This window comes from Rhodococcus sp. WMMA185 (genome assembly GCF_001767395.1).
GTDB lineage: Bacteria > Actinomycetota > Actinomycetes > Mycobacteriales > Mycobacteriaceae > Rhodococcus_F.
Window position 1 is genome coordinate 836871 of sequence record NZ_CP017014.1, and the last position, 26350, is coordinate 863220.

At 64.9% G+C, this 26350-nt stretch carries 26 protein-coding genes; 19 read left to right on the forward strand and 7 right to left on the reverse strand.

The window, feature by feature from the left end; genetic code table 11:
- Nucleotides 1-108 precede the first annotated feature (108 nt).
- From rplM to BFN03_RS03690, 6 genes are all read left to right on the forward strand, one after another.
- Nucleotides 109-552: a 50S ribosomal protein L13 gene (rplM, locus tag BFN03_RS03665; protein ID WP_070377870.1), complete on the forward strand. Its 444-nt coding sequence runs from the start codon at nt 109-111 to the stop codon at nt 550-552.
- Nucleotides 549-1067, forward strand: coding sequence for a 30S ribosomal protein S9 (gene rpsI / locus BFN03_RS03670; RefSeq protein ID WP_084385483.1), 519 nt, complete (start codon nt 549-551; stop codon nt 1065-1067). Before rplM ends, rpsI begins: the two co-directional genes overlap by 4 nt.
- A gap of 135 nt (nt 1068-1202) precedes the next feature.
- Nucleotides 1203-2534, forward strand: a complete 1332-nt coding sequence (gene glmM / locus BFN03_RS03675) for a phosphoglucosamine mutase (protein WP_070377871.1) — start codon at nt 1203-1205, stop codon at nt 2532-2534.
- Nucleotides 2535-2630: 96 nt separating this feature from the next.
- Nucleotides 2631-2939: a type VII secretion target gene (locus BFN03_RS03680; protein ID WP_070377872.1), complete on the forward strand. Its 309-nt coding sequence runs from the start codon at nt 2631-2633 to the stop codon at nt 2937-2939.
- Entirely contained in the window at nt 2936-4969 is a 2034-nt protein-coding gene (locus BFN03_RS03685; RefSeq protein WP_070377873.1) for a hypothetical protein, read from the forward strand. The genes BFN03_RS03680 and BFN03_RS03685 overlap by 4 nt, the downstream gene beginning before the upstream one ends.
- A complete protein-coding gene (locus tag BFN03_RS03690) occupies nt 4966-5202 on the forward strand; it encodes a hypothetical protein (protein WP_232320430.1) in 237 nt (78 codons plus the stop codon). Before BFN03_RS03685 ends, BFN03_RS03690 begins: the two co-directional genes overlap by 4 nt.
- A 164-nt stretch (nt 5203-5366) precedes the next feature.
- On the opposite strand, the gene BFN03_RS03695 is transcribed toward BFN03_RS03690, so the two are convergent.
- On the reverse strand, nt 5367-6182 hold the full coding sequence (locus tag BFN03_RS03695) for a poly(ethylene terephthalate) hydrolase family protein (protein WP_070377874.1): 816 nt from the start codon (nt 6180-6182) through the stop codon (nt 5367-5369).
- 168 nt (nt 6183-6350) lie between these two features.
- On the opposite strand from BFN03_RS03695, the gene glmS reads away from it, so the two are divergent.
- Nucleotides 6351-8213, forward strand: coding sequence for a glutamine--fructose-6-phosphate transaminase (isomerizing) (gene glmS, locus BFN03_RS03700; RefSeq protein ID WP_070377875.1), 1863 nt, complete (start codon nt 6351-6353; stop codon nt 8211-8213).
- A 57-nt stretch (nt 8214-8270) separates the two neighbouring features.
- Here the strand turns inward: glmS and BFN03_RS03705 are convergent, their stop codons facing one another.
- Nucleotides 8271-8645 (reverse strand): cupredoxin domain-containing protein, encoded by a 375-nt coding sequence (locus BFN03_RS03705; RefSeq protein WP_070377876.1) that lies wholly within the window; start codon nt 8643-8645, stop codon nt 8271-8273.
- 53 nt (nt 8646-8698) lie between these two features.
- Here BFN03_RS03705 and BFN03_RS03710 point away from each other — a divergent pair, with 53 nt between their 5' ends.
- From BFN03_RS03710 to tsaD, 6 genes are read left to right on the forward strand one after another with little or no spacing between them, the layout of a single operon-like run.
- Nucleotides 8699-10180 carry an NAD(P)H-hydrate dehydratase gene (locus BFN03_RS03710; protein WP_070377877.1) on the forward strand — a complete coding sequence of 494 codons (1482 nt, stop codon included), beginning with the start codon at nt 8699-8701 and terminating at the stop codon, nt 10178-10180.
- A gap of 17 nt (nt 10181-10197) precedes the next feature.
- A complete protein-coding gene (gene alr, locus BFN03_RS03715; RefSeq protein ID WP_070380586.1) occupies nt 10198-11403 on the forward strand; it encodes an alanine racemase in 1206 nt (401 codons plus the stop codon).
- 35 nt (nt 11404-11438) lie between these two features.
- Nucleotides 11439-11900 carry a tRNA (adenosine(37)-N6)-threonylcarbamoyltransferase complex ATPase subunit type 1 TsaE gene (tsaE, locus tag BFN03_RS03720; RefSeq protein WP_070380587.1) on the forward strand — a complete coding sequence of 154 codons (462 nt, stop codon included), beginning with the start codon at nt 11439-11441 and terminating at the stop codon, nt 11898-11900.
- 49 nt (nt 11901-11949) lie between these two features.
- On the forward strand, nt 11950-12609 hold the full coding sequence (tsaB, locus tag BFN03_RS03725) for a tRNA (adenosine(37)-N6)-threonylcarbamoyltransferase complex dimerization subunit type 1 TsaB (RefSeq protein ID WP_070377878.1): 660 nt from the start codon (nt 11950-11952) through the stop codon (nt 12607-12609).
- Nucleotides 12606-13085: a ribosomal protein S18-alanine N-acetyltransferase gene (gene rimI, locus BFN03_RS03730; RefSeq protein ID WP_070377879.1), complete on the forward strand. Its 480-nt coding sequence runs from the start codon at nt 12606-12608 to the stop codon at nt 13083-13085. Before tsaB ends, rimI begins: the two co-directional genes overlap by 4 nt.
- Entirely contained in the window at nt 13082-14119 is a 1038-nt protein-coding gene (gene tsaD, locus BFN03_RS03735) for a tRNA (adenosine(37)-N6)-threonylcarbamoyltransferase complex transferase subunit TsaD (RefSeq protein WP_070377880.1), read from the forward strand. The genes rimI and tsaD overlap by 4 nt, the downstream gene beginning before the upstream one ends.
- Before the next feature lie 6 nt (nt 14120-14125).
- Here tsaD and BFN03_RS03740 read toward each other — a convergent pair whose 3' ends face one another.
- Nucleotides 14126-15562 carry an Hsp70 family protein gene (locus BFN03_RS03740; protein ID WP_084385484.1) on the reverse strand — a complete coding sequence of 479 codons (1437 nt, stop codon included), beginning with the start codon at nt 15560-15562 and terminating at the stop codon, nt 14126-14128.
- 203 nt (nt 15563-15765) lie between these two features.
- Between BFN03_RS03740 and BFN03_RS03745 the strand changes: the two genes are divergently transcribed.
- Nucleotides 15766-16302: a potassium channel family protein gene (locus BFN03_RS03745; RefSeq protein ID WP_070377882.1), complete on the forward strand. Its 537-nt coding sequence runs from the start codon at nt 15766-15768 to the stop codon at nt 16300-16302.
- A 63-nt stretch (nt 16303-16365) separates the two neighbouring features.
- Here the strand turns inward: BFN03_RS03745 and BFN03_RS03750 are convergent, their stop codons facing one another.
- Nucleotides 16366-18093: a TIGR03767 family metallophosphoesterase gene (locus BFN03_RS03750; protein ID WP_070377883.1), complete on the reverse strand. Its 1728-nt coding sequence runs from the start codon at nt 18091-18093 to the stop codon at nt 16366-16368.
- A gap of 109 nt (nt 18094-18202) precedes the next feature.
- Entirely contained in the window at nt 18203-19921 is a 1719-nt protein-coding gene (locus BFN03_RS03755) for a TIGR03767 family metallophosphoesterase (protein ID WP_070380588.1), read from the reverse strand.
- Nucleotides 19922-20316: 395 nt separating this feature from the next.
- Here BFN03_RS03755 and groES point away from each other — a divergent pair, with 395 nt between their 5' ends.
- On the forward strand, nt 20317-20616 hold the full coding sequence (gene groES, locus BFN03_RS03760) for a co-chaperone GroES (protein WP_070377884.1): 300 nt from the start codon (nt 20317-20319) through the stop codon (nt 20614-20616).
- A gap of 94 nt (nt 20617-20710) precedes the next feature.
- Nucleotides 20711-22321, forward strand: coding sequence for a chaperonin GroEL (gene groL / locus BFN03_RS03765; protein ID WP_070377885.1), 1611 nt, complete (start codon nt 20711-20713; stop codon nt 22319-22321).
- An 88-nt stretch (nt 22322-22409) separates the two neighbouring features.
- Here the strand turns inward: groL and BFN03_RS03770 are convergent, their stop codons facing one another.
- Nucleotides 22410-22703, reverse strand: coding sequence for a WhiB family transcriptional regulator (locus BFN03_RS03770; RefSeq protein ID WP_070377886.1), 294 nt, complete (start codon nt 22701-22703; stop codon nt 22410-22412).
- A 586-nt stretch (nt 22704-23289) separates the two neighbouring features.
- On the opposite strand from BFN03_RS03770, the gene BFN03_RS03775 reads away from it, so the two are divergent.
- The 3 genes from BFN03_RS03775 (at nt 23290) to BFN03_RS03785 (ending at nt 25859) form a co-directional block, all read left to right on the forward strand.
- Nucleotides 23290-24126 carry a hypothetical protein gene (locus tag BFN03_RS03775; RefSeq protein ID WP_084385730.1) on the forward strand — a complete coding sequence of 279 codons (837 nt, stop codon included), beginning with the start codon at nt 23290-23292 and terminating at the stop codon, nt 24124-24126.
- Between the two features lie 154 nt (nt 24127-24280).
- Nucleotides 24281-24859: a sigma-70 family RNA polymerase sigma factor gene (locus BFN03_RS03780; RefSeq protein ID WP_070377887.1), complete on the forward strand. Its 579-nt coding sequence runs from the start codon at nt 24281-24283 to the stop codon at nt 24857-24859.
- Nucleotides 24843-25859: an anti-sigma-D factor RsdA gene (locus BFN03_RS03785; RefSeq protein WP_070377888.1), complete on the forward strand. Its 1017-nt coding sequence runs from the start codon at nt 24843-24845 to the stop codon at nt 25857-25859. The genes BFN03_RS03780 and BFN03_RS03785 overlap by 17 nt, the downstream gene beginning before the upstream one ends.
- Before the next feature lie 86 nt (nt 25860-25945).
- Here BFN03_RS03785 and BFN03_RS03790 read toward each other — a convergent pair whose 3' ends face one another.
- Nucleotides 25946-26350, reverse strand: a complete 405-nt coding sequence (locus tag BFN03_RS03790) for a DUF5319 domain-containing protein (protein ID WP_070377889.1) — start codon at nt 26348-26350, stop codon at nt 25946-25948.

Below are 26350 nucleotides of genomic sequence, written 5' to 3' on the forward strand. Positions count from 1 at the left end.
GTCCTCGTGACGCGGTGACTGGCGGTTCTCGGGTCTCAACTGGCCGCCGGGAATCGCTTCGACGATGCGCAATGGCCAGCAGCGGATTGAACAAGACGAGGAAGTTCTGTGTCTACGTACACCCCGAAGGCCGGAGATGTGACCCGCACGTGGCACGTCATCGACGCCACTGACGTGGTGCTCGGCCGCCTTGCCGTCCAGGCAGCCAACTTGCTGCGCGGCAAGCACAAGCCCACCTATGCACCGCACATCGATGGCGGCGACTTCGTCGTCATCATCAACGCCGAGAAGGTTGCCATCAGCGGCAACAAGCGCGAAGGCAAGTTCCTCTACCACCACTCCGGACACCCCGGTGGTCTGAAGTCCCGCTCGGTCGGTGAGGTTCTCGACAAGAACCCCGATCGCCTCGTGGAGAAGGCCATTGTCGGCATGCTCCCCAAGAACAAGCTGGGCCGCGCCATGAGCAGCAAGCTGAAGGTCTACGCGGGCCCGAACCACCCCCACGCCGCGCAGCAGCCGGTGCCATTCGAGATCAAGCAGGTGGCCCAGTGACGGCGCCGGAGGAGCAGAACGTGTCCAACCCCGAAGAGATCACCGAGACCGTCGAGGTCGCGGTGGACGAGTACGTGTCCGCCGAGGACGTCGAGGTTGCGGCTGCCCCGCAAGCCCCGATCGTGATCGATCGCCCCATCCAGACCGTCGGTCGTCGCAAGGAGGCGGTCGTTCGCGTCCGTCTGATTCCCGGTTCCGGAGATTTCAAGCTCAATGGCCGGACCCTCGAGGACTACTTCCCGAACAAGGTGCACCAGCAGCTGATCAAGGCTCCGCTGGTCACGGTCGATCGCGTCGAGTCCTTCGACATCATCGCCCTGCTGCAAGGTGGTGGACCGTCCGGACAGGCCGGCGCCCTGCGTCTCGCCATCGCCCGCGCCCTCATCGAGGTCACGCCGGAGGACCGCCCCGCCCTCAAGACCGCAGGGTTCCTCACGCGCGACGCCCGCGCCGTCGAGCGTAAGAAGTACGGCCTGAAGAAGGCCCGCAAGGCATCTCAGTACTCGAAGCGCTGATGTGCCGGCCGAGGTCGCCCCACGGGGTTGGCCTCGGCACCTGCTTCCAGAGAGCAGGCGTCCATCGTTACCGGACGCCTGCTCTCGTGCTTTATCCGAGATGTAGTGGTTTCCAAGATGCGAGGGGTCTGGTCTATGGGTCGGTTGTTCGGGACGGACGGGGTTCGCGGTCTGGCGAATACCGAGCTGACCGCCGAGTTGGCATTGCAGATTTCTTCGGCCGCCGCGACGGTCCTGGCACCGGGGTCACGGCGCCGGACAGCCGTGGTCGGCCGTGATCCCCGGGCCAGCGGTGAGATGCTCGAGGCCGCGGTCATCGCGGGGTTGACATCAGCCGGGGTGGACGTGCTGAACGTCGGAGTTCTGCCGACGCCTGCCGTGGCCTTCCTGACTGCCGAATTGGGCGGCGCCCTCGGCGTGATGATCTCCGCCTCTCACAATCCGATGCCGGACAACGGAATCAAGATTTTCGCGGAGGGAGGACACAAACTCGACGACGAAGTAGAGGACCGGATCGAGGCGGTCGTCGCGGGGACCGCGACGCGACGAGCACCAACGGGTGCGGGCATCGGCCGGGTTCGAGCGGTACCGAACGCTGCCGACAGGTACCTGCGGCACCTGGCAGCAGCGCAGGGTAGCAGCCTCGAGGGCCTGACCGTGGTGGTGGACTGCGCGCACGGCGCCGCCTCAGCTGTGGCGCCTGCCGCCTACCGTGCGGCGGGAGCCGAAGTAATTGCGATCAATGCCGAGCCCAACGGACTCAACATCAATGACAACTGCGGGTCCACGCACATCGAGGGCCTGCGGAAGGCGGTCGTCGATCATGGCGCGGATCTCGGACTCGCGCACGACGGAGACGCCGATCGATGCCTCGCCGTCGATGCGAGCGGCTCCCTGATCGACGGCGACGCGATCATGACCGTGCTCGCTTTGGGAATGCGGGACGCCGGGGAGTTGGTCGACAACACCCTCGTCGCGACCGTCATGAGCAATCTCGGCCTCCACATTGCGATGCGTGAGGCCGGGATCTCACTGGTCACAACCGCCGTCGGCGACCGCTACGTTCTCGAAGGACTACGATCCGGTGGCTTCAGTCTGGGTGGGGAGCAGTCGGGCCACGTGGTGCTGCCCGCGTTCGGCACGACCGGCGACGGGGTCTTGACGGGGCTGCTGCTGATGGGACGGATGGCGCAGACCGGACAGCCGATCGCGGAACTCGCCTCGGCTATGAAGACGCTTCCCCAGGTCCTGGTGAACGTCAAGGTCGCCGACAAGAAGGCCGTCGCAGGATCCCCGGTCGTGCTCGAGGCGGTGGAAGCAGCCGAACGAAGCCTTGGTGAGAACGGCCGGGTACTGCTGCGCCCATCGGGCACTGAACAACTCGTACGCGTGATGGTCGAGGCTGCAGACCTCGACGTCGCGCGAAAGCTCGCCGACGACCTGGCGGGCACCGTCGCCTCCGTGTAAGCGGCCGCGAAGCACCGACCTGGGGCGCTGATCGAAGGGAACCGATCGGTGCGCTGTCGCGTCCAATGCAGTAGGTCGCCGAGGGAGGGTGGGGCAATGAGCGATGGACTCGAGGTCGATGGCGCGGCGGTGGTCGATGCCGGCGCGCGGATGACGCGATCCGCGGAGGTGCTGAGACAGCAGGCGAGCGAATTCGATCGTCTCGAGTTCGGCGGTGCGGCTGCGGGACGCGACTATGCCGCGAAGGGTGACGCGCTGAGCGGCGCACTCGGTGCCGTGAGAGTTGTCTTCGCGGAATGGGCTACCGAAACGGAGTCGGCCGGTCTCACGCTCGAGGAAGCCGCGGGACGGTACGAGCGAACGGATGAGAACTTCGCTGCGAACGTCGACGAGGTGCACCGATGAGCGACGATCCCAGGATATTGATCGACGATCCAGATCTCGGCCGCGAGTTCAAGGTGCAACTCGTGCGGGCGTGGGCGGCCGCCCGAATGGATGATCAGGCCTCGTGGCAGCCCTACCTGGACGAATATGCATCAGGTGAGCACGATCGGGCGCCGTTCGCCGATCAGCGCTTCATCAAGCTCCTCGAGGACGGAACGGATGCACAGAAGGCGAACGCGTCGCGGTTCGAGTTGGGGGAGCGGCTTCGGCAAGACTGCCTGAACGTGCCCGACGACATGCTCGATCTGGGAGCGCGCGGACTCGAATTCTTCGAGCTGTTCCTTCCCGCGGCGACCAATCTGGGGTACGAGAGCAACGAACTCACCGACTATTACGCCCGGTTCGATGCCGAGCGGGGGATGCGACTGCATTCACTTGGGCGGGATGTCGACACGCTCGATCGCGGTCTCGGCGCGGGGCGCACCGAACTTGCCGAGCACCAGGAATGCCTGACGGCGTTGCGGTCTGGATGGAGCGGGAGCGCCGCTGCTGCGGCGGCGGAGACGGTGCAGCGACGGAATGCGGAGGCCGAAGCGGATCTCGGCCGGTTGGCAGGTCTGGTCGAGGTTCTGACAGAGGCCAATCTCACGTTGAGCGCTGCGGTGACGACCAAGGCGTACAAGGTGGTGTCACTGCATCAGCCCACCGTGGGTGGTTGCAGCGCCGACCAAATCGATGTCCTTGCCGGCATCTGTGTAGCCGTCCGCGATAGTGACTACTCCCTCGCTGACAACCTCGTCACCGGCGCGTCGTACTGGTTCCCCGGGCTTGCGGGCGACGAGTTCCGCCATTTCGACGGCATCGACGGTGGCGGTAGCTCTCTCTGTCTGCTCGACCGCGACGATGTCGTGCACCGGGCGGCCAGAATCGTCGAGGACTGGTTCGACGGGAACTTCCGGCATGTGTACGAGGAGAAGCAACAGGAATTTGCGGCAGCGTGCGCGGAATGTGCTGAAGCAGTGCACGCGGCCTACGACAGCGCGATCGCGGAGGCACGAACTGTCGAGGCGCAAAGGGGAATCCGGCCCGCAGCCGCCGCTGACCAGGGAGCGTCGACCGACTGCGACGCGGTGCCGAACGCTGGGGCAGCAGCTACGTCTCCGCCTCACTTGGTGGCACCGTCGGATCCGGGATGCGCGAATACTGGAACCGCACAGGTCGGGCAGCCCGGTAGCGGCGGAGGTTCTGCCGCTGCCCCGACCGCGCCGGCCGCGTCTGCGTCCGCTGCACCGGGGCCGGTCGCGTCGCCTGGCCCCAGCGTCGCCCCAGCGCCGGGTGGTATCCCCGGTTGGGGCGGTGCCCCGGGTCTCGGCGTGTTCCCCGGTATCGGGACTGCACCCGCCTCCGGTGAATCAGATGTGGGACAGGGACTTGCAGCAGGCCTGGGCGAACTCGGTTCGATCATCCGCCCGTTGATCGACGATGTCGTGTCGGGACTTGTCGGCAAGCACGATGAGGACCACCGTGACGAATTCGGCGATTCCCGCGCAGAAGAGGTCGATGACCGCACCGCTGGAACAACGCACGAGAAGACCCTCGAGCTGATCCTCGGCGGAAAATCGTGGACGCTCTCGATCGACGAGGACGATCAGGGCATCCACCTCGAGATGACTGACGCGCAGGGCGGAACGTCTAGGTTCGCCGTCGAGGTCGGACCCGACGGACTGCCTAGGATCGTGGCGGAAAACGGTGTGGGTGAGGATCCCTCCGAGTCTGCGCCGGGCGTTGCGGTTGATTCGCAGAATCACCGACCCGGAGGGGGCGAAGGCGACGGGCCGATTGCGGAGACCGCGCTCGAATCGTCTCCCGTGGTTTGTGAACCGCAACCGGAGGAGGCGCCGCAACCGCCGATCGTGACGTTGCACGAGTCGGCCCCCGACCAGGCTTCGGAGCCTGCGCCGCTATTGGAATCATTGCCGGCCCCCGGATCTGAGAACGGCCCGGACGCCGGCGACAGCGGTGCCCAACTGGCCGAGGCGGGCCCCCTGTGAGTGACCGTGCCGCACAGTTGCGCGCGTACCGCGCGCAGATGAGAGCCGACCTGGAGGTGTTTCGGCAGAAGATCGCCGAACGCCGGGAAAGAGACGACGCGGCGGCGGAATTCCGTCTCTCCGGTTGCGGTGTACCGGAATCCGTGGCCGGACCGATGTCGACGCCTGCGGCATCGAGTGGCGAATTGGTCGAGGACGACGAGTTCTACCACCCGCGTAGTTGGCTGGTGTGAGTGGAGGCCCTGCGCGGCCAGGGCGAATTATCTGGGTGAATGGGCAGGATCGTCGACGAGATTGCCCCGAGCAACGCCCACGGGGTCTGTCGTCCGGCGCGTCTAGTGATCGCGTGGCGCCCGTCGGGTCTGCGGACCCCAATTCAGCCGCGGGGACCGAGGCCTTACCGGCCGGCGTCGGCGTGGTCTTCGTGCGGGTCGACGAGCGTCGTGTGGGGGAGTTCGGCGTCTTGCTCGGCGAACATCTCGTACTTCTTGTCTCCGAGAAGGTGATAGAGCAGGAAGCCGGTCAGTAGGGCCCGCGTGGTGTGTTGGGTCCACCGCTCGGAGCGGCCGACCCCGAGCGCGGACAGCAGCCGGCGACCTTCGATGAGACCGGAATCCGACGCGTTGTCGACGGAGCGGAGGATCCGCTCGCCGCCCCAGGCCGCGGCGAGCGACTTGGCGTTGCTGTTCATGGTGTCGATGTCGGTGCCGGCGACGATGAGCCCGGGGGCTGTGATCTCGGACGCATAGTTCTCGGCCTCGGGGGCGGTTGGCGCAGGGAAGAGGGCGGCGACCGCGGACACGTTCCGACGTGTGGCAGCGAGAACGGCGGCTCCCGCGCCCATCCCGTGACCAGCGAGGGCCAGCCGACCGGGGTGCACGCTGATCTGACCGGGCCCGAGGCGCACTCCGACGCAGATGTCGAGCGCGGCCGACAGATCGGTGGCCAGACCCAGATGGGAAGGCAGCAGGCCGCGCTCACTGTTGGGTGCTGCCACGACTATTCCCCACGAAGCGAGGTGCTCGAGCGTCTTCCGATAGTGGTCGGCGCCGGTCATCCAGCCGTGCGCAAACGCGACGGCGGGTAGGTCGAAGCCTGATTCCGGCGTGTAAACGACTCCGGGTTGTCCGGCCAGTGCAAGATCGCCCCGCAGCACGCGGTGCGGCCCCCGCTTGGACAGTTCACGGGCCAGGGTCTTGGATTTCGGCGCCACGAGGAGAACGTTATCCGATGAGCTGGACGCCGAGAGAGCCGATGGGGGTCCTCAGGATCATCTGGTGCGGCCCGCACTGGAACATCTGGTGCGGCCCGCACTGGAACATCTGGTGCGGCCCGCACTTCGACTTCGCGCCTGACCCTGGTCCCAGTACTCTGATCTACCATGTGCGGAATCGTGGGATACGTCGGTCACCGGCAGGCTTTGCCTGTTGTGGTGGAAGCTCTGCGACGGATGGAATACCGCGGATACGACTCGGCTGGAATCGCCGTTCTCGATGGGAACGGTGGGATAAAGGTCGAGCGGAAGGCCGGTCGGCTGTTGAACCTCGAGGCTGAACTCGACGAGATCGGGCCCGCGACCTTCACCGGTAGCACGGGGATCGGCCATACGCGATGGGCGACGCACGGTCGGCCCACCGACCGGAATGCGCACCCGCACCGTGATACGAACGGCAAGGTCGCCGTGGTGCACAACGGCATCATCGAGAACTTCGCTCCGTTGCGGGCCGAACTCGAACGCGACGGAGTCGAGTTCGGCAGCGATACCGACACCGAGGTCGCGGTACACCTCGTCGCCCGCGCATACGCGGAGGGGGAGACTGCCGGCGACTTCGCTGCCAGCGCGCTGCATGTGCTCCGCAGGCTCGAAGGTGCGTTCACTCTCGTGTTTGCGCACGCGGACCACCCGAACACAATCGTCGCGGCGCGCCGCTCCACACCGTTGGTCATCGGTGTCGGCGAGGGCGAGACTTTTCTCGGTTCCGATGTTGCGGCGTTCATCGAGCACACTCGCGACGCGGTGGAACTGGGTCAGGACCAGGTTGTGGTGATCACTGCCGACGGGTATTCGATTCTGAACTTCGACGGTTCCGAGGCACAGGGCCGTCCGTTCCGCATCGACTGGGATCTCGCGGCTGCGGAGAAGGGCGGCCACGACTACTTCATGCTCAAGGAGATCGAGGAGCAACCGGCTGCGGTCGCGGACACGCTGCTCGGTCACTTTGCGGACGGGAGGATCGTCCTCGACGAGCAGCGGCTGTCGGATCAGGAATTGCGCGACGTCGACAAAGTCTTCGTCGTCGCCTGCGGCAGCGCCTACCACTCGGGTCTGCTCGCGAAGTATGCGATCGAGCATTGGACGCGCCTACCCGTTGAGGTGGAACTGGCCAGCGAGTTCCGCTACCGCGACCCGGTGCTGGACCGGTCCACCCTGGTCGTCGCGATCTCTCAGTCCGGTGAGACAGCAGACACACTGGAGGCCGTGCGCCACGCGAAGGATCAGAAGGCGCGGGTTCTGGCGGTGTGCAACACCAACGGCGCCCAGATTCCGCGCGAAGCCGATGCCGTCCTCTACACCCGTGCGGGTCCGGAGATCGGTGTCGCGTCGACCAAGGCCTTCCTTGCGCAGGTCACGGCGAACTATCTGGTCGGTCTGGCGCTGGCCCAGGCACGCGGCACCAAGTATCCCGACGAGGTTGCACGTGAGTACGCGGACCTCGAGGCGATGCCCGATCTGGTCAGCCGCGTCCTCGGGACGGTCGAACCGGTGCGTGATCTGGCGCGAGAACTGGCTTCGTCGTCGACGGTGCTGTTCCTGGGCCGGCACGTCGGCTATCCGGTAGCGCTCGAGGGTGCGCTCAAGCTCAAGGAGCTGGCGTACATGCACGCCGAGGGGTTCGCGGCAGGTGAGCTCAAGCACGGGCCCATCGCGCTGATCGAGGACGGCCTACCGGTGATCGTCGTGATGCCGTCGCCGAAGGGTCGGGCGATGCTGCACTCGAAGCTGCTCAGCAACATCCGGGAGATTCAAGCGCGGGGCGCGCGGACGGTCGTGATCGCAGAGGAAGGGGACGAGGCCGTGCGCCCGTTCTCCGATCACCTCATCGAGATCCCGGCGGCGCCGACACTGCTGCAACCGTTGCTGTCGACGGTGCCGTTGCAGGTCTTCGCGGCCGAGGTTGCGCAGACCCGGGGTTACGACGTCGACAAGCCGCGCAACCTCGCGAAGTCCGTCACCGTCGAATAGGTACCCGGGTCGAAAATCCCGACCAGGGGCGGCACCGGCCGCCCCTGGTCGGTGCGCCTACGGAGTGACCACGATGGTGCCTCTCATGTCCGGATGAAGAGAACACGTGTATTCGTAGGTGCCCGGTTCCGTGAATGTGTGGGTGAAGCTGCCCGTCTGCATCAGCGGGCTTCTCAGCACGCTCCTCGCGTCGTCGACTCCCACCACGTCGTGGGTGACGCCTCTGTCATCGAAGTTCCACGTGACGGTTTCTCCCACCGCGACCGTGAGTGTTGCGGGTGTATACGCCATGTTCTTGACCTCGACGACCGGGCCGCTCGGCACGTCGGCAACCTCCTGATTGCCCGAGCTGCAGCCCGCGACGAGGCCCGCAGTTGAAATACCGGCGGCGACAACTACTCCGGCGAACCACGACTTTCGTCTTCCAAGCATGCCCTCGAGCGTAGTCTGACCCCCGTACCGATCCTTACCGATGAGGAGTTCCCATGCGGGGCTACTACACCGCTGACGAGGTTCGATCCGCAGAGGCGCCGCTGATGGCGTCTCTTCCCGAGGGTGCACTGATGAGGCGCGCAGCGCACGGACTTGCCGGGGTGGTGGCGTCGGAACTGCGGGTGCGGACCGGTGCGGTCGCGGGTCGCGCCGTCACCATATTGGTGGGGTCCGGCGACAACGGCGGTGATGCACTGTGGGCCGGGGCGATGCTGCGTCGGCGCGGCGTCGCAGCCACCGCCGTGTTGCTGAATCCGGAAAAGGCGCACAAGTCGGGGTTGGCTGCCTTCAGAGCAGTAGGGGGGCGTATCGCCGATCCCGCAGACGACCTAGGGCTACCCGACCTCGTGATCGACGGGATCGTGGGGATTTCCGGAAAGGGGCCGTTGCGTCCCGACGCGGCTGATCTGGTCCGCCGGATCGAGGTTCCGATCGTGTCGGCGGACCTACCGAGCGGAGTAGACCCGGATACCGGGGCCGTAGAGGGTCCCGCCGTCCATGCCTCGGTCACCGTATCGTTCGGTGCGCTCAAACGGGTACATGCGCTGGGGGCGGCGCACTGCGGTCGAGTGGAGTTGGTGCCCATCGGGTTGTCTCTCGGTCCGGCCGGGATGAGCGCCCTCGAACCCGCCGAAGTGGGTGCGGCCTGGCCGTTCCCCGGGGCCGAGGACGACAAGTACTCGCAGGGTGTGGTCGGCGTGGTTGCCGGGAGCGAGAGTTACCCCGGCGCGAGTGTCCTGTGCACAAGTGCGGCGATCACCGCGACATCCGGGCTGGTGCGCTACGCCGGACCCTGTACGCGTGAGGTACTCGCGTACTCGCCGGAGGTGATCGCGACCAGGGACCTTGCAGATGCGGGGCGCGTCCAGTCGTGGGTGGTGGGACCGGGCATGGGTACTGACGAAGCAGGTCGTCGCACGCTGCGGACGGTGCTCGAATCGGACGTTCCGGTGCTCGTCGACGCGGACGGACTCACCTTGCTCGCCGATGATCCCGACCTGGTGCGCCTCCGGTCCGCGCCGACGTTGCTGACACCCCATTCGGGCGAGTTCGCCCGGCTGACGGGAAAGGAACCAGGGCCGGACCGGACGGCGTCGGTGCGTGCCCTCGCCGCCGACTGGGGAGCACACGTGCTCCTCAAGGGCAGGGCCACGGTGATCGCGGAACCCGGTGGTGACGTTTTCGTCAATGAAGCGGGTGGTTCGTGGTCGGCCACCGCTGGCGCGGGGGATGTACTCTCCGGCATTGTGGGATCGCTCATGGCGGCGGGCATCGCCCCGAACCGCGCCGCAGCGATGGGCGCTCGTGCGCACTCACTGGCCGCAAATCTGGCCGCTAGGGGGGATCCTGAGGGGCCATCGGGTGGGCGGGCCGCCGCTCCGATCTCCGCCTTGGTGCTGCTGGCGCAGCTCAGGGAATCGATCAGGATCCTGCGTGCGGGGGTCTCACCCGAGAAAATGTCGGATCTATCGTGAATGAGAAGATCGAGCGCATGAGGTTCGCTGAAACAGTGTCGTCGGGCGAGCGCAGCCATACCGGCCGCGGCGTCCATCCCAGGGCGAAGTCGGCGCCGCAGGCCGAAGCCGTGGTGGATCTGGATGCGATCGCGCACAACGTCCGGATATTGCGCGAGAGCGCGCGTGACGCCGCTGTGATGGCCGTCGTGAAGGCCGACGGCTACAACCATGGCGCCGTGCCGGTCGCGAAGGCGGCGCTGGCTGCCGGAGCCTCGGAACTCGGGGTGACGACGGTGTCGGAGGCGCTCGTACTACGACGGGCCGGAATCGAGGCGCCCATCCTCGCCTGGATGCACACAATCGACGCCGATTTCGCCCCAGCGATCTTGGCCGGGATCGAGGTGGGGGTGTCCTCGCCGCGACATGTCGCCGCAGTGGTTGCGGGTGCGCACAGAGTGGGCGAGACGGCGATCGTGACGATCAAAGTAGACACGGGGCTGAACCGCAACGGCGTGGCACCGGACGAATTGGAACAGGTCCTGGTGGATCTTGCACGTGCACAGGCAGAGGGCTCGGTGCGACTTCGCGGAATCTTCTCGCATCTCGCTCACGCCGACGAACTGCACCACGCCACTATCGATGCTCAGCGTGACCGACTGGTGAGTGCGGTTGGGGACGCGAAGCGTCACGGTCTGATCCCCGAGGTGGTCCATCTGTCGAATTCTGCGGCCACGCTGACTCGGCCCGACCTTCGATTCGACATGGTCCGTCCGGGAATTGCGATCTACGGATTGTCTCCGGTTCCAGAACTCGGTCAATACGGATTGCGGCCGGCGATGTCGCTGCGATCGCGGGTGGCGTTGGTGAAGAAGGTCGCGGCAGGCGAAGGCGTGTCCTACGGGCATGCGTGGGTCGCACCGCGTGACACGACGGTGGCTCTGCTTCCGCTCGGATACGCCGACGGGCTTCCACGCGCGCTCAGCGGCCGGTTCGAGGTCCAACTCGGCTCGGCACGCCGCCCCGGTATCGGCCGCGTCTGCATGGACCAGGTGGTGGTGGATCTCGGACCCGACGGCGGCGGGGTCCGCGAAGGCGATACCGCGATCTTCTTCGGTAACGGGGATCTCGGCGAACCCACCGCGCAGACGTGGGCAGACGAACTCGACACCATCCACTACGAGGTGGTGACCGGGGTGCGGGGACGAACCGTGCGCAGCTACATCGGCGGAACGTCGACGTGAGTCGTCCGGTATCGCCGGATAACGGCGGGCTCGCCATGAGCGGGACAGTGGTGTTGCCCACGTCGGAGGACACCGAGCAGTTCGGACGCCAGCTTGCGAGGGGACTCGTCGCGGGTGATCTGGTGGTGCTCGACGGACCCCTCGGTGCGGGGAAAACCGCTCTGACGAAGGGCATTGGAGCGGGGCTCGGGGTGCTGGGACGAGTGACGTCCCCCACTTTCGTCATCGCTCGCGAACACCGGCCCGGGGCTCGGCCGGACGGGGGTACACCGGTCGGCATGGTGCATGTGGACGCCTACCGATTGGGTGACAGTGGGCCGCATGCACTCGACGAACTCGACGCCCTCGACCTCGACACCGACCTGGCCTCAGCGGTGGTGGTGGTCGAATGGGGAGAGGGAATTGTCGAGCAGTTGACCGATCGTCACCTGCGTGTACGCCTGCGCCGAGAACCGGGGACCGATGTCCGGACGGCCGACTGGGAGTGGATTTCCTGAAGGGTCGGGTGTCGGGGCCGACTCCGGCATACGGGTACCCTCGAGTACCGTGCTTGTTCTCGCCATCGACACGTCCACGCCTGCCGTGACCGCGGGAGTCGTCCGTGTCTCGGGCGATTCCGCATCCGAAGGTGTGGTGGACACCCTGGCGGTGAACGTGACGGTCAACGCGCGCGCGCACGCGGAGGTGCTCACTCCACACATCATGGAATGCCTCGCCGAGTCAGGTCATGTGGCGCAGGATCTCGACGCGGTCGTGGTCGGAACGGGGCCGGGGCCGTTCACCGGTCTGCGGGTAGGGATGGCCACGGCGGCTGCCTTCGCGGACGCACTGGGTGTTCCGGTTCACGGAGTGTGCAGTCTCGACGCGATCGCGGCTCAGGTGGACGGCGATCGAAACCTGCTCGTCGTCACCGATGCCCGCCGGCGTGAGGTGTACTGGGCGCGGTACTCGGCAAGGCAGCGGGTGGAGGGTCCCGCCGTGGTGAAGCCGAGCGAACTCGAGCCGAGCCCGTCCGAGGTGGTGGCGGGTTCGCCCTCGCACGTCGACCTGTTCGACCTTCCGGTCGAACCCGTCGAAACACCTTCGCCCGCAGGTCTTGTCACGGTGGCTACGGACGCACTGCTCGGTGGCGTGGAACCTGGGCCACTCGTGCCGCTCTACCTCCGGCGCCCCGACGCGGTCGAGTTGGCGGACCGGCAGAAATGACGTTCCGTATCGAACCGATGGCGGTCTCGGATGCCGAACGTTGTGCGGAGCTCGAGGTAATCCTCTTCCCTGGCGACGGACCGTGGAGCGCAGACGCTTTCCGGGCGGAGCTCGCCGCCCCTCATTCGCATTACGCGGTGGCACGCGACGACGTCGGTCAGCTCGTGGGATACGCGGGAATCGCACTGTTGGGTAACAGCATGCATCCCGAATCCGAGATCCACACGATCGGAACGGATCCGGCGTATCGACGCCGGGGCGTAGGCCGAGCCCTCCTGGACGAGCTCCTCCGAAAAGCCGACACTCGAGGTGGCCCGGTATATCTGGAGGTGCGAACGGACAATGATGCGGCGATCGCGCTGTACCGCCGTGTTGGTTTCGAGATCGTAGGGACACGTAGAAAGTACTACCAACCGAGCGGTGCCGATGCGTTCACGATGCGTCGGTCCGGATCAGCTGAGGAGCCGGCTCAATGATCGTCATGGGAATCGAAAGCTCTTGTGACGAAACCGGAGTCGGTATCGTCCGCTGGAACGGTGACGGCAGCTGTGAGCTTCTCGCGGACGAGGTTGCATCCAGTGTCGACCAGCACGCTCGCTACGGCGGGGTCGTGCCGGAGATCGCGTCCCGCGCCCATCTCGAGGCGATCGTCCCGACGATGCGGCGAGCCCTCGAAGCTGCCCGGGTTTCCAAGCCGGACGCCCTCGCCGTCACCATCGGTCCCGGTCTCGCCGGGGCCTTGCTGGTAGGTGTCGCGGCCGCCAAAGCGTATGCGGCGGCCTGGAATGTGCCGTTCTACGCGGTGAATCATCTCGGCGGCCACGTTGCGGTCGACACACTCGAACACGGGCCGATGCCGCCCTGTGTGGCGTTGCTCGTCTCGGGTGGCCACACTCATCTGCTACACGTCAATGATCTCGCCGAGCCGATCGTGGAGTTGGGAACAACAGTCGACGACGCTGCCGGTGAGGCTTTCGACAAGGTGGCCCGGCTTCTCGGGCTCGGATTCCCAGGTGGCCCTGCCCTCGATGCTGCGGCCCAAACGGGCGACCGGAATGCGATCTCGTTTCCGCGGGGTATGACCGGACCGAGGGATGCGCGGCACGACTTCTCGTTCTCCGGGCTGAAGACGGCCGTCGCCCGCTACGTGGAGTCCAAACAGCGAGCAGGCGAGTCCTGGTCCGTACCGGACATTGCGGCCAGCTTCCAGGAAGCCGTCGCGGATGTTCTGACGATGAAAGCAGTGCGCGCGGCGCGGGATGTCGGGGTGGACACTCTGGTACTCGGCGGCGGCGCCACGGCGAATTCGCGCATTCGCGCGCTGGCTGAGCAGCGTTGCGTGGAAGCGGGACTGACATTGCGGATCCCAAAACCGCGACTGTGCACCGACAATGGGGTGATGATCGCTTCACTCGGCGCACACCTGATCGCGGGCGGCGCCGTACCCTCACAGCTCACGGCGGCTAGTGACCCCGGGTTGTCCGTGGCGACCAGTCAGGTGCTGCGATGATCGCGCTCACCTGAACGCGTTGGGTGCGACGACCATCGTGGTGGGGAGCGCCGCGGGCGCATCTTGCGTAGCCTCGAGAGGTGCCGAGTCGGCATCGTTGCGGGTAATTCCCGGAACTATTGGCCACATGGGTGGAGTCGCAGGCCATTGGATGTGCGGCCACTGGCGGAGCACCGGGGTGGCTTCGGCCGCGGGCAGCACTGTCGGGGTGATCGACGCCGGTTCGTTGGTAGTGGGATGGGACGTCGAAGCCAGTCCCCCCGCTATGCCGTTGCCGTCGTCTGGCTCGACTATGTTGCGGGCAACTCTGGTCGGCGAGTGTTCGGATGTCGGCGAAGGCGCGTTGGACGGAATCGCGGTTGAGGCGGGCGCGGCCGTCGTAGTCGCGACTTGTTCGGTGGCTTGCACGTTGTCGGTGCCCACCGGGAACACGCTGGGAGAGCGGGGCGGTGTGAGCCCATACCAACCGAATCCGAGTACGAGTGCACCGGCCACGAGCGCACAGACCACTGCCCCGGACAGTTTTGACACCGAGACCGAGCGGTTCGAACCGCTCGCGGGATACTCGTCGATGGTCGAGGAAACGGCGAGCAACGCCGCCCCCTTTGCCGTTGCGGTGTCGGGTTCAGGTACCGCGATCACCTGCATGGGGAAAGCGTCGGTGACGCCAGTTCTTATTGCGGGGATGTTTGCCACACCGCCGATCAGGGCCAGCGCTTCGGGAGGGTGCGGCGAGTCGGCGATGGTGGCGCGGATGAACTTGACCGCGAGCGCGACGGCCGGTGCGCAAATTTCGTCGAGAGTGGTGCGGCTGATCTCGACTGGGCGAATGCCCTGCAGATCGAGGTCGATGTGCGCGATCGGCTCCGAGGACAGCTGTTCCTTGGCGACGCGGCACCGAGCCGAGCGCAGGGGCCGGTCCAGGTGGCGCGAGGAATGCGCGGCCGGGAGGCTACCCATGACGTGGTCGTAGATGAGGTCGTCTATCTTGCGTCCACTGACATCAGTTGTGCGGTCAGCGTGCAGTACCGCGCCGGTCACCTGATCGACCAGGACGACGGATAGTCCGGATTCGCCGAAGTCGGCGATGGCCACGGTGGTGTGCTGGGCTACTTCGCCGGTGTAGCGCAGATATGCGAGCGCAGCGGCGGCCTCCGGAACGAGATGCACCCGGTGCTGCTGCCTGCTGACGGCGTTGCGAATCGCGTGGGCCTGTTTGGAGGTTCGGTAGGCGACAGCGAGCGCATCGGGGGTGACGAGGGCGGCGGGAACCTGCGTGGTCATCAGTGAGATGGACGAGCGAACCAGATCGCCGAGATCGGAATGTGACTGGTCAGCGGAGAGGAATCGGAACTCGACGTTCTGTACCCCGTTCGGTGATGTGGTCACGAGGGCAGAACCGACGCCCGCCGCACCGGTCGACATCCCCAAAGACGTACCCATCACACACCACCTTGCATATCTGACGCGTGACCTGCTGTCTCTGTCGGAGCGTCCACCTCAGCCGAGAATTCCTTCCTCTGTATCGCCGACTGTTATCTGAACGTTACAGAAAATGTGCTGACTTCGCTTACCTACCTCGCCTGCAGAGGCGAGGATTACCGGCGATAGCCCGGACCACCTGCATAGTTGTCCAAAGGAATCGTATGGGACACGCAAGTGATGCTCGCAACTTCAGCCACCGCGAGCGTCGTCTTTTGTTGTGGCGCGCGGTTATGCGTCCGCTGCTGCTGGTATCGGTCTGCTTGGCAGCGTATTTTGTGCTGCCCTGGACATCCATCGACGACCTGTCTGTCCTAGCGGTCTTGATCGGCGGCCTCCTCGTCGTTCTCGTGATCGGGGCCTGGCAGATCCAGCGAATCATGTCCTCCGAGGCGCCGGTGCTCCAAGGAGTAGAGGCGCTTGCGGTGATCCTGCCTGTCTACCTCCTCGGGTTCTCGGTGACCTACCTGCTGATATCCGAGCGCTATCCCGAATACTTTTCCGAACCCCTCACGCGGATGGGGGCTCTGTACTTCTCACTCACGGTGTTCTCGACCGTGGGTTTCGGCGACATCGTCGCGGTGGCCGATGCGGCCAGAGCGATTGTGAGTGTGCAGATCGTCGGCAACATGATTCTCATCGGTGCGGGCATCCGACTGGTCGTGGCCGTCGTCGGCTGGGCCAGCCGACGACGGCACTAGCGAACCGCGGAAGCGCCGCCGCTTCTGGAGCTGAGCTATTCGTCGTTTGTGACGAATAGCGGCTCAGCCACGGTCCGAGACAAGCAACAGTTCGGCGTTCTGGTCCCGGGACTTGCCCCCCTTGGAGGGATTGCCGTTGGGGTCGTTGAAGGCGAATTCCCGGTACAGCGACGCAAGCCCCGTCGGCGAGAGATCGGTGTAGTCGACGGAATACGGGCTGTCGGCTTCGAACAAGGTGGTGAAGAGCGAGATGGTGCCGTCCTCGTTGTCGGCCACCTCGATGATCCGCCCGAGTTGGGGGAAGTCGATGTGCGATGCCGTATTGATCTCCCAGAACGACTGCCCCGGAGTGTCCCCCTCCTTGGGCCTGATCTTGTTCCTGTGGCTGTGTCCGTTGACCCACGCGAGCACGTTCGGGAACCTGTGCAGCAGATCCACCACCTCGGCGCCGGGCACTCGGCGCTCCGACGGGTTCGTCGGGTCCTTGCGTAGATTGTTCATGCTGCTCGTGTGGTGGCTGAACAGCACGAACCAGGTGTCGGTGCCCTGTCGCGACACAGGTGAGCCGTCGGTATCGAAGTACCGGCTACTGCCCGCGATCAAAGTATCCTCGAGCCACTTGAACTGCTCTTCACCGAGCGATCCTTCGGCGAAGCCGGCGTGGTTCGTGGAGTCCATTCCGATCCCGACGACGCCTGGGGCCATCTCGAAGGTGTAGTAGCCGATCCCGGTCTCGTCCGCATCCGGTGCGAAACCGTGGCCGACGGGGCCTGGGCCTTTGTGCTTCGGTTTCAGGTGTTCGGCGATGAACTCGCGTGGCGTGAACGGTTTGCGGGCGGGATCGGATGTGACCCTTTGTGCCCCCTTGGTGAACGAGGACAGGGTGGCAAACACAAGCTCGGCGTCGCCGGAGGCGGCGGCGGAGCCGAGGACGTCCAGCTGTTCCGCTGATCCCGGTTCCATGAACTTCCACGAACCGGTGTACATCCGCTCGAGCAGCGGGACACCTGTCGGAATGCTGCCTACCACTGTGTCGTCGTGATTGCCGAACACGCAGTACCACGGGGTGTTCAGTCCCGGGCTGTAGAAGGGGGCGATAGCGGCGTCGAGCAGTCCCGGAATGTCGGGATATCCGGCCTTCTTGTACTTGTCCTGGATCGACTTTCCTGGGTTCCAGTACAGATCCACACCCGAGTCCTGCACACCTTCGTAGGTGTCGGGATCGCCCGTGTTAGGGGTGATGGTGCCACCGTTCATGGCGGTGAGGAACCACTCCAGTTCGGCGAATTCCTTGTTGTCGGTGTTGTCTCCGGTGGTCACGACCGCGTCGAACTTGCGCTGGGTGTGCGGTCCGGATGCGATTGCATTGATTCGCTTGACCAGGGCGGTGAGGCCCTGGACTGTCAGCGTCTCCTGGGGGCGGAAGGCGGCGCCGTTGTAGGAGTCGAGGAACTCGAAGCGCAGCGGTGACTGAGTATCAATGAGGTGAACGTCCGTGATCTGCACGAAGGAGGCGAGGGCGGTGCGCCGGTCCTCGCGGCCGCTCTTGGCCTCGGCAAGTTCTTCGCGGATGACCGTCGCCCAGCCCGGTCCCGCGACGAGGCGGCGATATCCGGAGCTGCCGTCGGGGCTGGCTACCGCTTCGAGAGTGGTGCCGGCGGCGGCGGAGGAGGTGGGTAGCGGTACCGCGCCTGCGTATTGCAAACCCCAAGGGCGCGTTCCGAATCCCACCGCCCCCACAGCTCCGAGCCCCGCGAAAGTCAAGAATGAACGTCGAGTGATATCAGCCACGCGGGCACACTACGCGAGGGATCGTCGACCGAAAGCCGATTCCGTGATCCACGACGCAGTGACGCTCACCACATCGCCCGGAGTGAAGCCGGGGCCGGTGTGATGGGCATCAACGACCTGACGGGAGCAACAGTTCGACGTTGCGGTCGCCCTCGCCGCCGGTCTTGAGTTCTACCTTGGCGTGAATGTCGTTGAAGGAAAACTCCCGATACAGCGATGCCAACCCCAGGGGTGAGAGGTCGGTGTAGTCGACCGAATATGGGCTGTCGGCCTCGAACAGGGTGGCGAGGAGGGAGACCGTGCCGTCCTGGTTGTCGGCCACCTCGATGATTCGTCCGAGTTGGGGGAAATCGATGTGCGATGCGGTGTTGATCTCCCAGAACGACTGCTCCGGGTTGTCCCCTCGCTGTGGTGTGATCCTGTTCTCATGAGTGTGGCCGTTGACCCACGCGAGCACGTTCGGGAACCGGTGTAGCAGATCCACCAACTCGGCACCGGGTATCCGGCGTTCGCGCGGGTCGGTCGGATCCGGTTCGAGGTTGTCCATGGTGTCACTGGTGTGGTGGCTGAACAGGATGAACCAGCTGTCATTGACGGAATTCGAGACCGGTGAGCCGTCCGAGTCGAAATAGCGACTGCTCCCGTCCTTCAGGGTTTGCTCGATCCACTTGAACTGTGCCTCGCCGAGCGAGCCGTCGATGAAGCCGGCACGGTTGGTGGAGTCCATGCTGATGCCGATGACACCAGGGGCGATCTCGAAGGTGTAATAGCCGATCCCGGTCTGGCCGGCATCCGGCGCGAAACCGTGGCCTCTCGGTCCCGGGCCTTCGTTGGCCGGATCGAGGTGTGCCGCAATGAATTCTTCCGGCGTGAAGGGTTTCCGGGACAGGTCGGGTGTGACCTCCCGCGGCTTCGAGGTGAACGCGGCCAGTGCGTTGAACACGTCTCCTGCGCTACCGGTACTGGAGGCGGAGCCCAGGGAACTCGTTTCCTCGGATGTGGGCACCTCCATCTTCTTCGAGCCGATGTACATGTCTTCGAGCAGGCCGATGCCGTTCGGGAGGGTGCCCTGTACCGAATCGTCGTGATTGCCGAACACGCAGTACCACGGGGTGTTCAGGCCGGGGCTCGAGAACGAGGTGAGTGCGGCGGGTAGAAAGTCTGGCAGCTCAGGGAACCCGGCCTTCTTGTACATGTCCTGGATCGACGAGCCAGGGTTCCAGTACAGGTCTGCACCCGAGTTCTGCACACCCTCGTATTCGGCCTTGCCGGTGTTGGGGATGATGGTGCCGCCGTTCATGGCGGTGAGGAACCAGTTCAGTTCGACGGTTTCCTTGTTGTCGGTGTTGTCTCCGGTGGTCACGACTGCGTCGAACGCGCGCCCGGTGTGCGGGCCGGAGGCGAGCGAGTTGACCCTCCTGACCAGGGCGGCGAGGCCCTGAGCAGTGAGCGTCTCCTGGGGGCGGAAGGCCGAGGGTTCGAGGGGGTGGAGGTATTCGACGCGGGCGGGGGACTGGGCATCGACTATGTGGACGTCAGTTAATTGCACGAAGGAGGCGAGGGCAGTGCGCCGACCTTCGCGCCCGGCCTGAGCTGAGACGAGCTCCTCGCGGACGATATTCGGCCAGCCGGCTCCCGCCATGAGCTTGCGGTATCCGGAGCTACCGTTGGGGCGGGCCACGGCCTCGAGCGTGGTACCGGCGCCGGAGGTGGGCAGCGGTTGCGCGCCTGCGTATTGCAAACCCCAAGGGCGCGTACTCAATCCCACTGCCCCTACCGCACCGAGCCCAGCAAATGTCAGGAATGAACGTCTTGTGATGTCAGCCACGCCGGTACCATACGTCACGAATCGTTAAACAGCGAGGCTTTCTGTGATCAACGCTACATCAACCGTTAATGTCCGATTTACCTAGTATTCAGAAACCCGCGTAAGAACCTGCCTCGAGTAAAGACCTCGCGGTACTGGCATCGGGTTGTCGAGGTGCGCGAATTCTCCGGCCGCACGCCTCGATCCGATCCTTGTTCCGTTTCCAGTTCCGGCGGAGACCACACCGGGACCCTGCTCCTTGAGGGTTGGCACTCTCGCGTATAGAGTGCCAAGTGGCGCCGATCGAGCTCCGGCACCCGCGACGACGGGGCGTGTGAAGTGCCGTATACGGAACACTCAAACATAGAGTCCGAGGAAGGCCTCGGACCTAGATACCCCAAAGTGGAGGGCTCATCGTGGCGAGCGTGAACATCAAGCCGCTCGAGGACAAGATCCTCGTCCAGGCCAACGAGGCAGAGACGACGACCGCCTCTGGCCTGGTCATTCCCGACACGGCCAAGGAGAAGCCCCAGGAGGGCACCGTCGTCGCAGTCGGCGAAGGCCGCGTCAACGAGCAGGGCAATCGCATCCCGGTCGACGTCAAGGAGGGTGACACGGTCATCTACTCCAAGTACGGCGGAACCGAGATCAAGTACGCCGGTGAGGAGTACTTGATCCTGTCGGCACGCGACGTGCTGGCTGTCGTCTCCAAGTAAGACATACGTGATCCGCCCCGGTGTCCCCACAGGATCCCGGGGCGGAGTGCGTTCACGCGCGTAACCCCCTGAGATCCAGGAGAAGACAGAACATATGTCCAAGCAGATTGAGTTCAACGAAACCGCGCGCCGGTCACTCGAGCGCGGGGTCGACAAGCTTGCCGACGCGGTCAAGGTGACCTTGGGTCCGCGTGGCCGCCACGTAGTTTTGGCCAAGGCGTTCGGTGGACCCACGGTCACCAACGACGGTGTGAGCATCGCACGGGAGATCGAGCTCGAGGACCCGTTCGAGAACCTCGGCGCGCAGCTGGTCAAGAGCGTCGCCACCAAGACGAATGACGTTGCGGGCGACGGCACGACGACGGCCACCGTGCTGGCGCAAGCCATCGTGCGCGGCGGCCTGAAGAACATTGCGGCGGGTGCGAACCCGATGGCGCTCGGTGTCGGAATCGGCGCTGCAGCCGACAAGGTCGTCGAGACGTTGCTCGCAGCCGCCACTCCGGTCGAAGGCAAGAAGTCCATCGCCCAGGTCGCTACCGTGTCTTCGCGTGACGAGGAGATCGGCGAGATGGTCGGCGAGGCTCTCACGCGCGTCGGCTCCGACGGCGTCGTCACGGTGGAGGAATCCTCTACCCTCGCAACCGAACTCGTGATCACCGAGGGTGTTCAGTTCGACAAGGGCTTCCTCTCGCCGTACTTCGTCACGGACCTCGACGCACAGAAGGCCGTGTATGAGGATGCTCTCGTACTGCTGTACCGCGAGAAGATCAGCTCGCTGCCTGACTTCCTGCCGCTGCTCGAAAAGGTTGCCGAGAGCGGCAAGCCGCTCCTGATCATCGCGGAGGACGTCGAGGGAGAGGTGCTCTCAACGTTGGTGGTCAACTCCATCCGGAAGACCGTCAAGGCCGTCGCGGTCAAGGCGCCCTTCTTCGGCGATCGCCGCAAGGCGTTCCTCGAAGACCTCGCCGTCGTCACCGGCGGCACGGTCATCAACTCGGATGTGGGGCTGACGCTGAGGGACGCCGGGCTGGACTTGCTCGGTAGCGCGCGCCGCATCGTGGTCAGCAAGGACGAGACGACGATTGTCGACGGTGCGGGCACCCCTGCCGACATCGAGGGCCGTGTCGCGCAACTACGTCGGGAGATCGAGAACACGGACTCCGACTGGGACCGCGAGAAGCTCGAGGAGAGGCTGGCGAAGCTGGCCGGCGGTGTCGCCGTCATCAAGGTGGGCGCGGCAACGGAGACCGACCTCAAGGAGAGGAAGTTCCGTGTCGAGGATGCCGTGAACGCGGCCAAGGCCGCTGTCGCAGAGGGCATCGTCCCCGGCGGGGGTTCAGCTGTGGTTCAGGCCGGCGCAGAGTTGGTCGGCGACCTCGGTCTGACCGGCGACGAAGCCACAGGCGTCAGGGTCGTCCGCGAGGCGTTGCAGGCCCCGCTGTTCTGGATCGCCAACAATGCAGGCCTCGACGGGTCCGTCGTTACCAGCAAGGTTTCCGAGCTGCCCAAGGGCCACGGGTTCAACGCCGCGACTTTGTCCTACGGGGACCTGCTCGCCGACGGTGTCGTCGACCCGGTCAAGGTCACCCGTTCCGCAGTGGTCAACGCGGCATCGGTCGCGCGGATGATTCTCACCACCGAAAGTGCAGTGGTCGAGATGCCGGAGGAGCAGGAAGAGTCGGCCGGTCACGGGCACAGCCACTAGCCACCCCGCAAGGACCCCCCGCATGGATCAGCATGCGGGGGGTCCTTCTCGTTGTGGAGGAGGTAGATCGCCTAGTTGGGCTGGGTGGTCAGGCGGCGATACCCCGGCGGCGTTGGCGGGTGCGGCCCTCGCGTTCGGTCTCGGACATGCCGCCCCAAATTCCGTACGGCTCTGAAACTCTCAGCGCGTGGTCACGACACTCGGTAAGGACGGGGCAGCGGTTGCACATCTCCTTGGCGCGCCTCTCTCGCTGTTTACGTGCTCGTCCCCGCTCGCCGTCGGGGTGGAAGAACATCGAGGAGTCGACGCCACGGCACAGTCCGTGCATTTGCCAGTCCCAGATATCCGCGTTGGCGCCGGGAAGGTCGTCGGGTGCAGGCATATGGGCTCCTTACTTGCGAACTCGCCTCAGGCGACGAACACACTGCCGCCCTGAAGGTTCGAGCCACCGAATCATTTTCATGGCTAACAGTAGGGCCGTGTGCGAAATCACGTCAACAGGGTGGGAAGTGGGAAATTGCATATCGAGAATTCCGAAAATCACCCTGAAGAATGTTTACTTCCCGATGAATCTGTGATCATGTTCGACGTTCGTGAGGCGCAAACTGCGGATACCGAAGCCGGGACGCTGCGCGACGTTCATCTGAAATATGCAGGTAGGCGCAGTGTTTGTCTGCCCGGGCGGATTGGTGCCCGCGTGCGCAACCAAATGTTCAGATAATCGAAACAGAAGCTTCGGTTGCGGAAATCTGAAATTTCTACAAATCGAAGAAAATAGACGCCATCCCGAATAGCGACCCGAAAAACCGACTTGTTGAATCTTTTTCCATCCTTTCTGTCCGCCATTCTGATTTTTGTGAACGATAATTCACACCGATGCGTGCGATGTTCGATGGGTGCGGAATGCCGGGTTACGCACGGGCGAGGTTCTTCGCTCCGCTCGTCCGGACGATGAGATGATGTCGCCCGTGCCTGACCCGACGATTCTCTGCCGTGATATGACCGAGTCCCTGGCCGACGCGGCGTTCGGTACCCGCCCGGGCGAACTCGAGCTCCCGGGGTCCGCTGTTCCTGTAGAGCGCTGGATGCGAGCTGTGGCGTGGGGCGGGCAGGGGCATTACAGCCGGTCCCGCGCGGAACTAGCGACGCTGGCAGGCATCGCCGGGGAAGATTCCGTGGCCTCGTTGGCTTGGAGCACACAGGCCTCGCTCCTGAGGCAGCTCGGCTGGCACAGTATCGCGGCCGGATTCGACGGTAAGGCCCTGGCTCTGGCGGGGATGGGGCGTGAGGGTGCTGCGGAGACCCCGCTCATGCGAGAAGCACGGTGTGACGCACTCACCGGACTTGCGGCGGACGCCCTGGGGTGCGGTCGGCTGGCACTGGGTTGGCGGTTGCTCGATCGCTGCGGTACGCGGCTGACCGGTGGTGTGGGTCTTGCGATGTGGCGACAGCGCGTGCGGCATCACTGGGTGAGTGCGGAACTGTCCCTGGCCGGCGGAGACTTCGCGGGCGCCAGGCGCCACGCCGATGCTGCGGCAGAAATTTCTCGAGTTGCCGGGTCGGTTCGACATCACATCAAGTCGGATCTGTTGCGCAGTGCCTCGATGACCGGAATGTCCGATTCGAGCCCCGCGGTCCGGCTTGCAGCAGATGTACTCGGCAGGTGTGACGAATACGGCCTCATGCCTCTGAAGTGGGCTGCTGCGATGTTGCTCAGTGGTGTGTCGAATGATTCACATGCGGAGGGGATTCGTCTGGAGTGCGAAGAGATTATCCGGGCGAGGGGTGGACGCTTCCGGATCTGACGCTACCGACCGCCAGATTCCCGGGAGAATTTTGCCCGAATCCGGTTCAATACCGCTCGGTAGGCACCGTTACCCTTGGGGGTGTTCCGCTGAGCGCGGGAGCCCACCCGTCATATCGGGTGGTGCCACTGTAACGCCAGGACGTTCAGCCACGATGACTAATACGAGCGAGGAGTTGGACTCAGCCGTCTCTGCTGCAAAGCAGGGCGACCGGGCTGCTCTAGCTCTGGTCCTGGAAACAATTCGGCCCATGGTTGTGCGCTACTGCAGAGCCAGGGTCGGTGCTGCGGAGAGGGGGCAACTCTCGGCAGATGACGTGGCACAAGAAGTGTGTCTCGCCGTGATGACGGCCTTGCCTCGCTACGAGGATCAGGGCCGGCCGTTCATGGCGTTCGTCTATGGGATCGCCGCGCACAAGGTCGCTGACGCGCATCGGACCTCCGGACGTAACAAGTCGGAGCCGTACGCCGAAGTACCAGATGTCGTAGCCAAAGACGACGGACCCGAACAGAGGGCGCTGGACTCGGAAGCGAGCAGACAGATGAACGAACTGCTGAGCACGCTGCCGGACAAGCATCGGGAGATTCTGATTCTCCGCCTCGTGGTCGGTATGTCGGCGGAAGAGACGGCCGCAGCCGTGGGCAGTACTGCGGGAGCTGTGCGTGTGGCTCAACACCGAGCCATTGCGAAACTGAAGAAGGAAGTAGCGAGGGCAGGTGAGAGGTTTGGCTAGGGGTACTGGGCGCGACGGCAACAATCCCAATGCCGATCTCCCCGGAGACGACGCGCCGGTGGACGTAGCGGCTGTTCGGCGCGATGATGCGTTCATCGACGCTATCGCTGCCGATGGCCCGGTGTCGACGGATTCGCCGGAGCAATACGAGCTTGCGCTCCTGTTGGCCGATTGGCGCGCGGACATCGGGGCGACTCCGATGCCGACCGACCCTTCGCTCGACGATGTGATCGCGGCCGTCGAGGCGTCGGAGGCGCGCTCGGCACGCAGCGCTGCCCTCGGAAGGCTCCGGCTGCTTCGACCCCTCGCCGCGGCTGCCGCCGGGATCGCGGTCGTCATGGGCGGCGCCACGATCTTCTCTTACAACGCCGAACCGGGCGATCCGCTGTGGAGCGTCAAGTCGGTCGTGTTCAGTCAGCAGGCAGACTCTACGGTCGCGAGGATCGACACCACCTCACAACTGGAGCAAGCCGAGCGGATGATCGCCGAGGGCGATGCCCCGCGCGCGAGGGACATGCTGGCAACCGCTGCAGACCGTGCTGGTGCTGTACGCGAACCGGATGTGCGCAGCGAACTCGAGGGGTGGCGTTCGAAGCTCGCCGCCGAGGTTGAGGAGATTGCGCCCACCACACCGGAAGCGACACCACCCCCCGCCACGACCACCACGAATGAGCCGACTGCGACAACCGAGCCGCCGTCCTCAGTCACCGGGACACCGGAATCCACGGTGCCGACTACCGATGCGTCCCCCACCAGCGCTGCGCCGACGGCGGGCCCCGGGGAACCGGCCAGTTCGCCGGGGCAGTCGCCGTCGCCCACGATGTCGCCGACGACGACACCGGACTCCACCATCGTCACGGTCACGCCTTCTCCTTCGCCTTCTCCTTCGCCGACGGAGGAGACGAGCATCGAACCGCCGGTTCGGCAGCCTTCGAACGGAACCTCGTCAGTGGAGCCCACCACCGCACCAACGACCGTTCCTTTCACCGGCAGCGGGTAGTCGACGCCGGGAGGAATTCGGCTTGATACGACTGTGGCCCGACGCTCAATGCGTCGGGCCACAGTCGTATCAGTCGGTCGATAAGGTCAGGCGTCGAGGCCGTCCCCATGAAGCGCGTCGTTCATCGAGGCGTCCGCGTAGCCGCGGCAGTAGTCCCAAGTGACGTACGCCTCGGGAGTCGGGTCGTATGCCGGCTCGTGCGGGCGTACGGTGCCGTCGACCAACAGTTGGAGGAGGTTGGCGCGGAGCATGTCCCAGTCGTGATAGTGATCTTGCTGGCAGTCCTCGCAGCACACGACGAGACCACGGATCCCTCGATGAGCCAGCAGCGACTCGTAGACGGTGAGGTCGGCCAAATCTTCCTCCACGGCGAGGCGCTCGTGAGGATCAAGTGGCTGACCTGGTTCGATCGCGTCGAGAGCGGTGGACGGGTCGACCGGGTCTCCGGCGAAGGGGTCCGGAGGCAGACCTGGAGGCAATTGATCTCGCAC

Bases quoted from the DNA above. Each gene is read 5' to 3' on its own strand.
- glmM (WP_070377871.1), top strand. From the start codon at position 1,203: ATGGGTCGGTTGTTCGGGACGGACGGGGTTCGCGGTCTGGCGAATACC.
- BFN03_RS03680 (WP_070377872.1), top strand. From the start codon at position 2,631: ATGAGCGATGGACTCGAGGTCGATGGCGCGGCGGTGGTCGATGCCGGC.
- BFN03_RS03685 (WP_070377873.1), top strand. From the start codon at position 2,936: ATGAGCGACGATCCCAGGATATTGATCGACGATCCAGATCTCGGCCGC.
- glmS (WP_070377875.1), top strand. From the start codon at position 6,351: ATGTGCGGAATCGTGGGATACGTCGGTCACCGGCAGGCTTTGCCTGTT.
- BFN03_RS03705 (WP_070377876.1), bottom strand. From the start codon at position 8,645: ATGCTTGGAAGACGAAAGTCGTGGTTCGCCGGAGTAGTTGTCGCCGCC.
- BFN03_RS03710 (WP_070377877.1), top strand. From the start codon at position 8,699: ATGCGGGGCTACTACACCGCTGACGAGGTTCGATCCGCAGAGGCGCCG.
- alr (WP_070380586.1), top strand. From the start codon at position 10,198: ATGAGGTTCGCTGAAACAGTGTCGTCGGGCGAGCGCAGCCATACCGGC.
- tsaE (WP_070380587.1), top strand. From the start codon at position 11,439: ATGAGCGGGACAGTGGTGTTGCCCACGTCGGAGGACACCGAGCAGTTC.
- rimI (WP_070377879.1), top strand. From the start codon at position 12,606: ATGACGTTCCGTATCGAACCGATGGCGGTCTCGGATGCCGAACGTTGT.
- tsaD (WP_070377880.1), top strand. From the start codon at position 13,082: ATGATCGTCATGGGAATCGAAAGCTCTTGTGACGAAACCGGAGTCGGT.
- BFN03_RS03740 (WP_084385484.1), bottom strand. From the start codon at position 15,562: ATGGGTACGTCTTTGGGGATGTCGACCGGTGCGGCGGGCGTCGGTTCT.
- BFN03_RS03745 (WP_070377882.1), top strand. From the start codon at position 15,766: ATGGGACACGCAAGTGATGCTCGCAACTTCAGCCACCGCGAGCGTCGT.
- groL (WP_070377885.1), top strand. From the start codon at position 20,711: ATGTCCAAGCAGATTGAGTTCAACGAAACCGCGCGCCGGTCACTCGAG.
- BFN03_RS03770 (WP_070377886.1), bottom strand. From the start codon at position 22,703: ATGCCTGCACCCGACGACCTTCCCGGCGCCAACGCGGATATCTGGGAC.
- BFN03_RS03780 (WP_070377887.1), top strand. From the start codon at position 24,281: ATGACTAATACGAGCGAGGAGTTGGACTCAGCCGTCTCTGCTGCAAAG.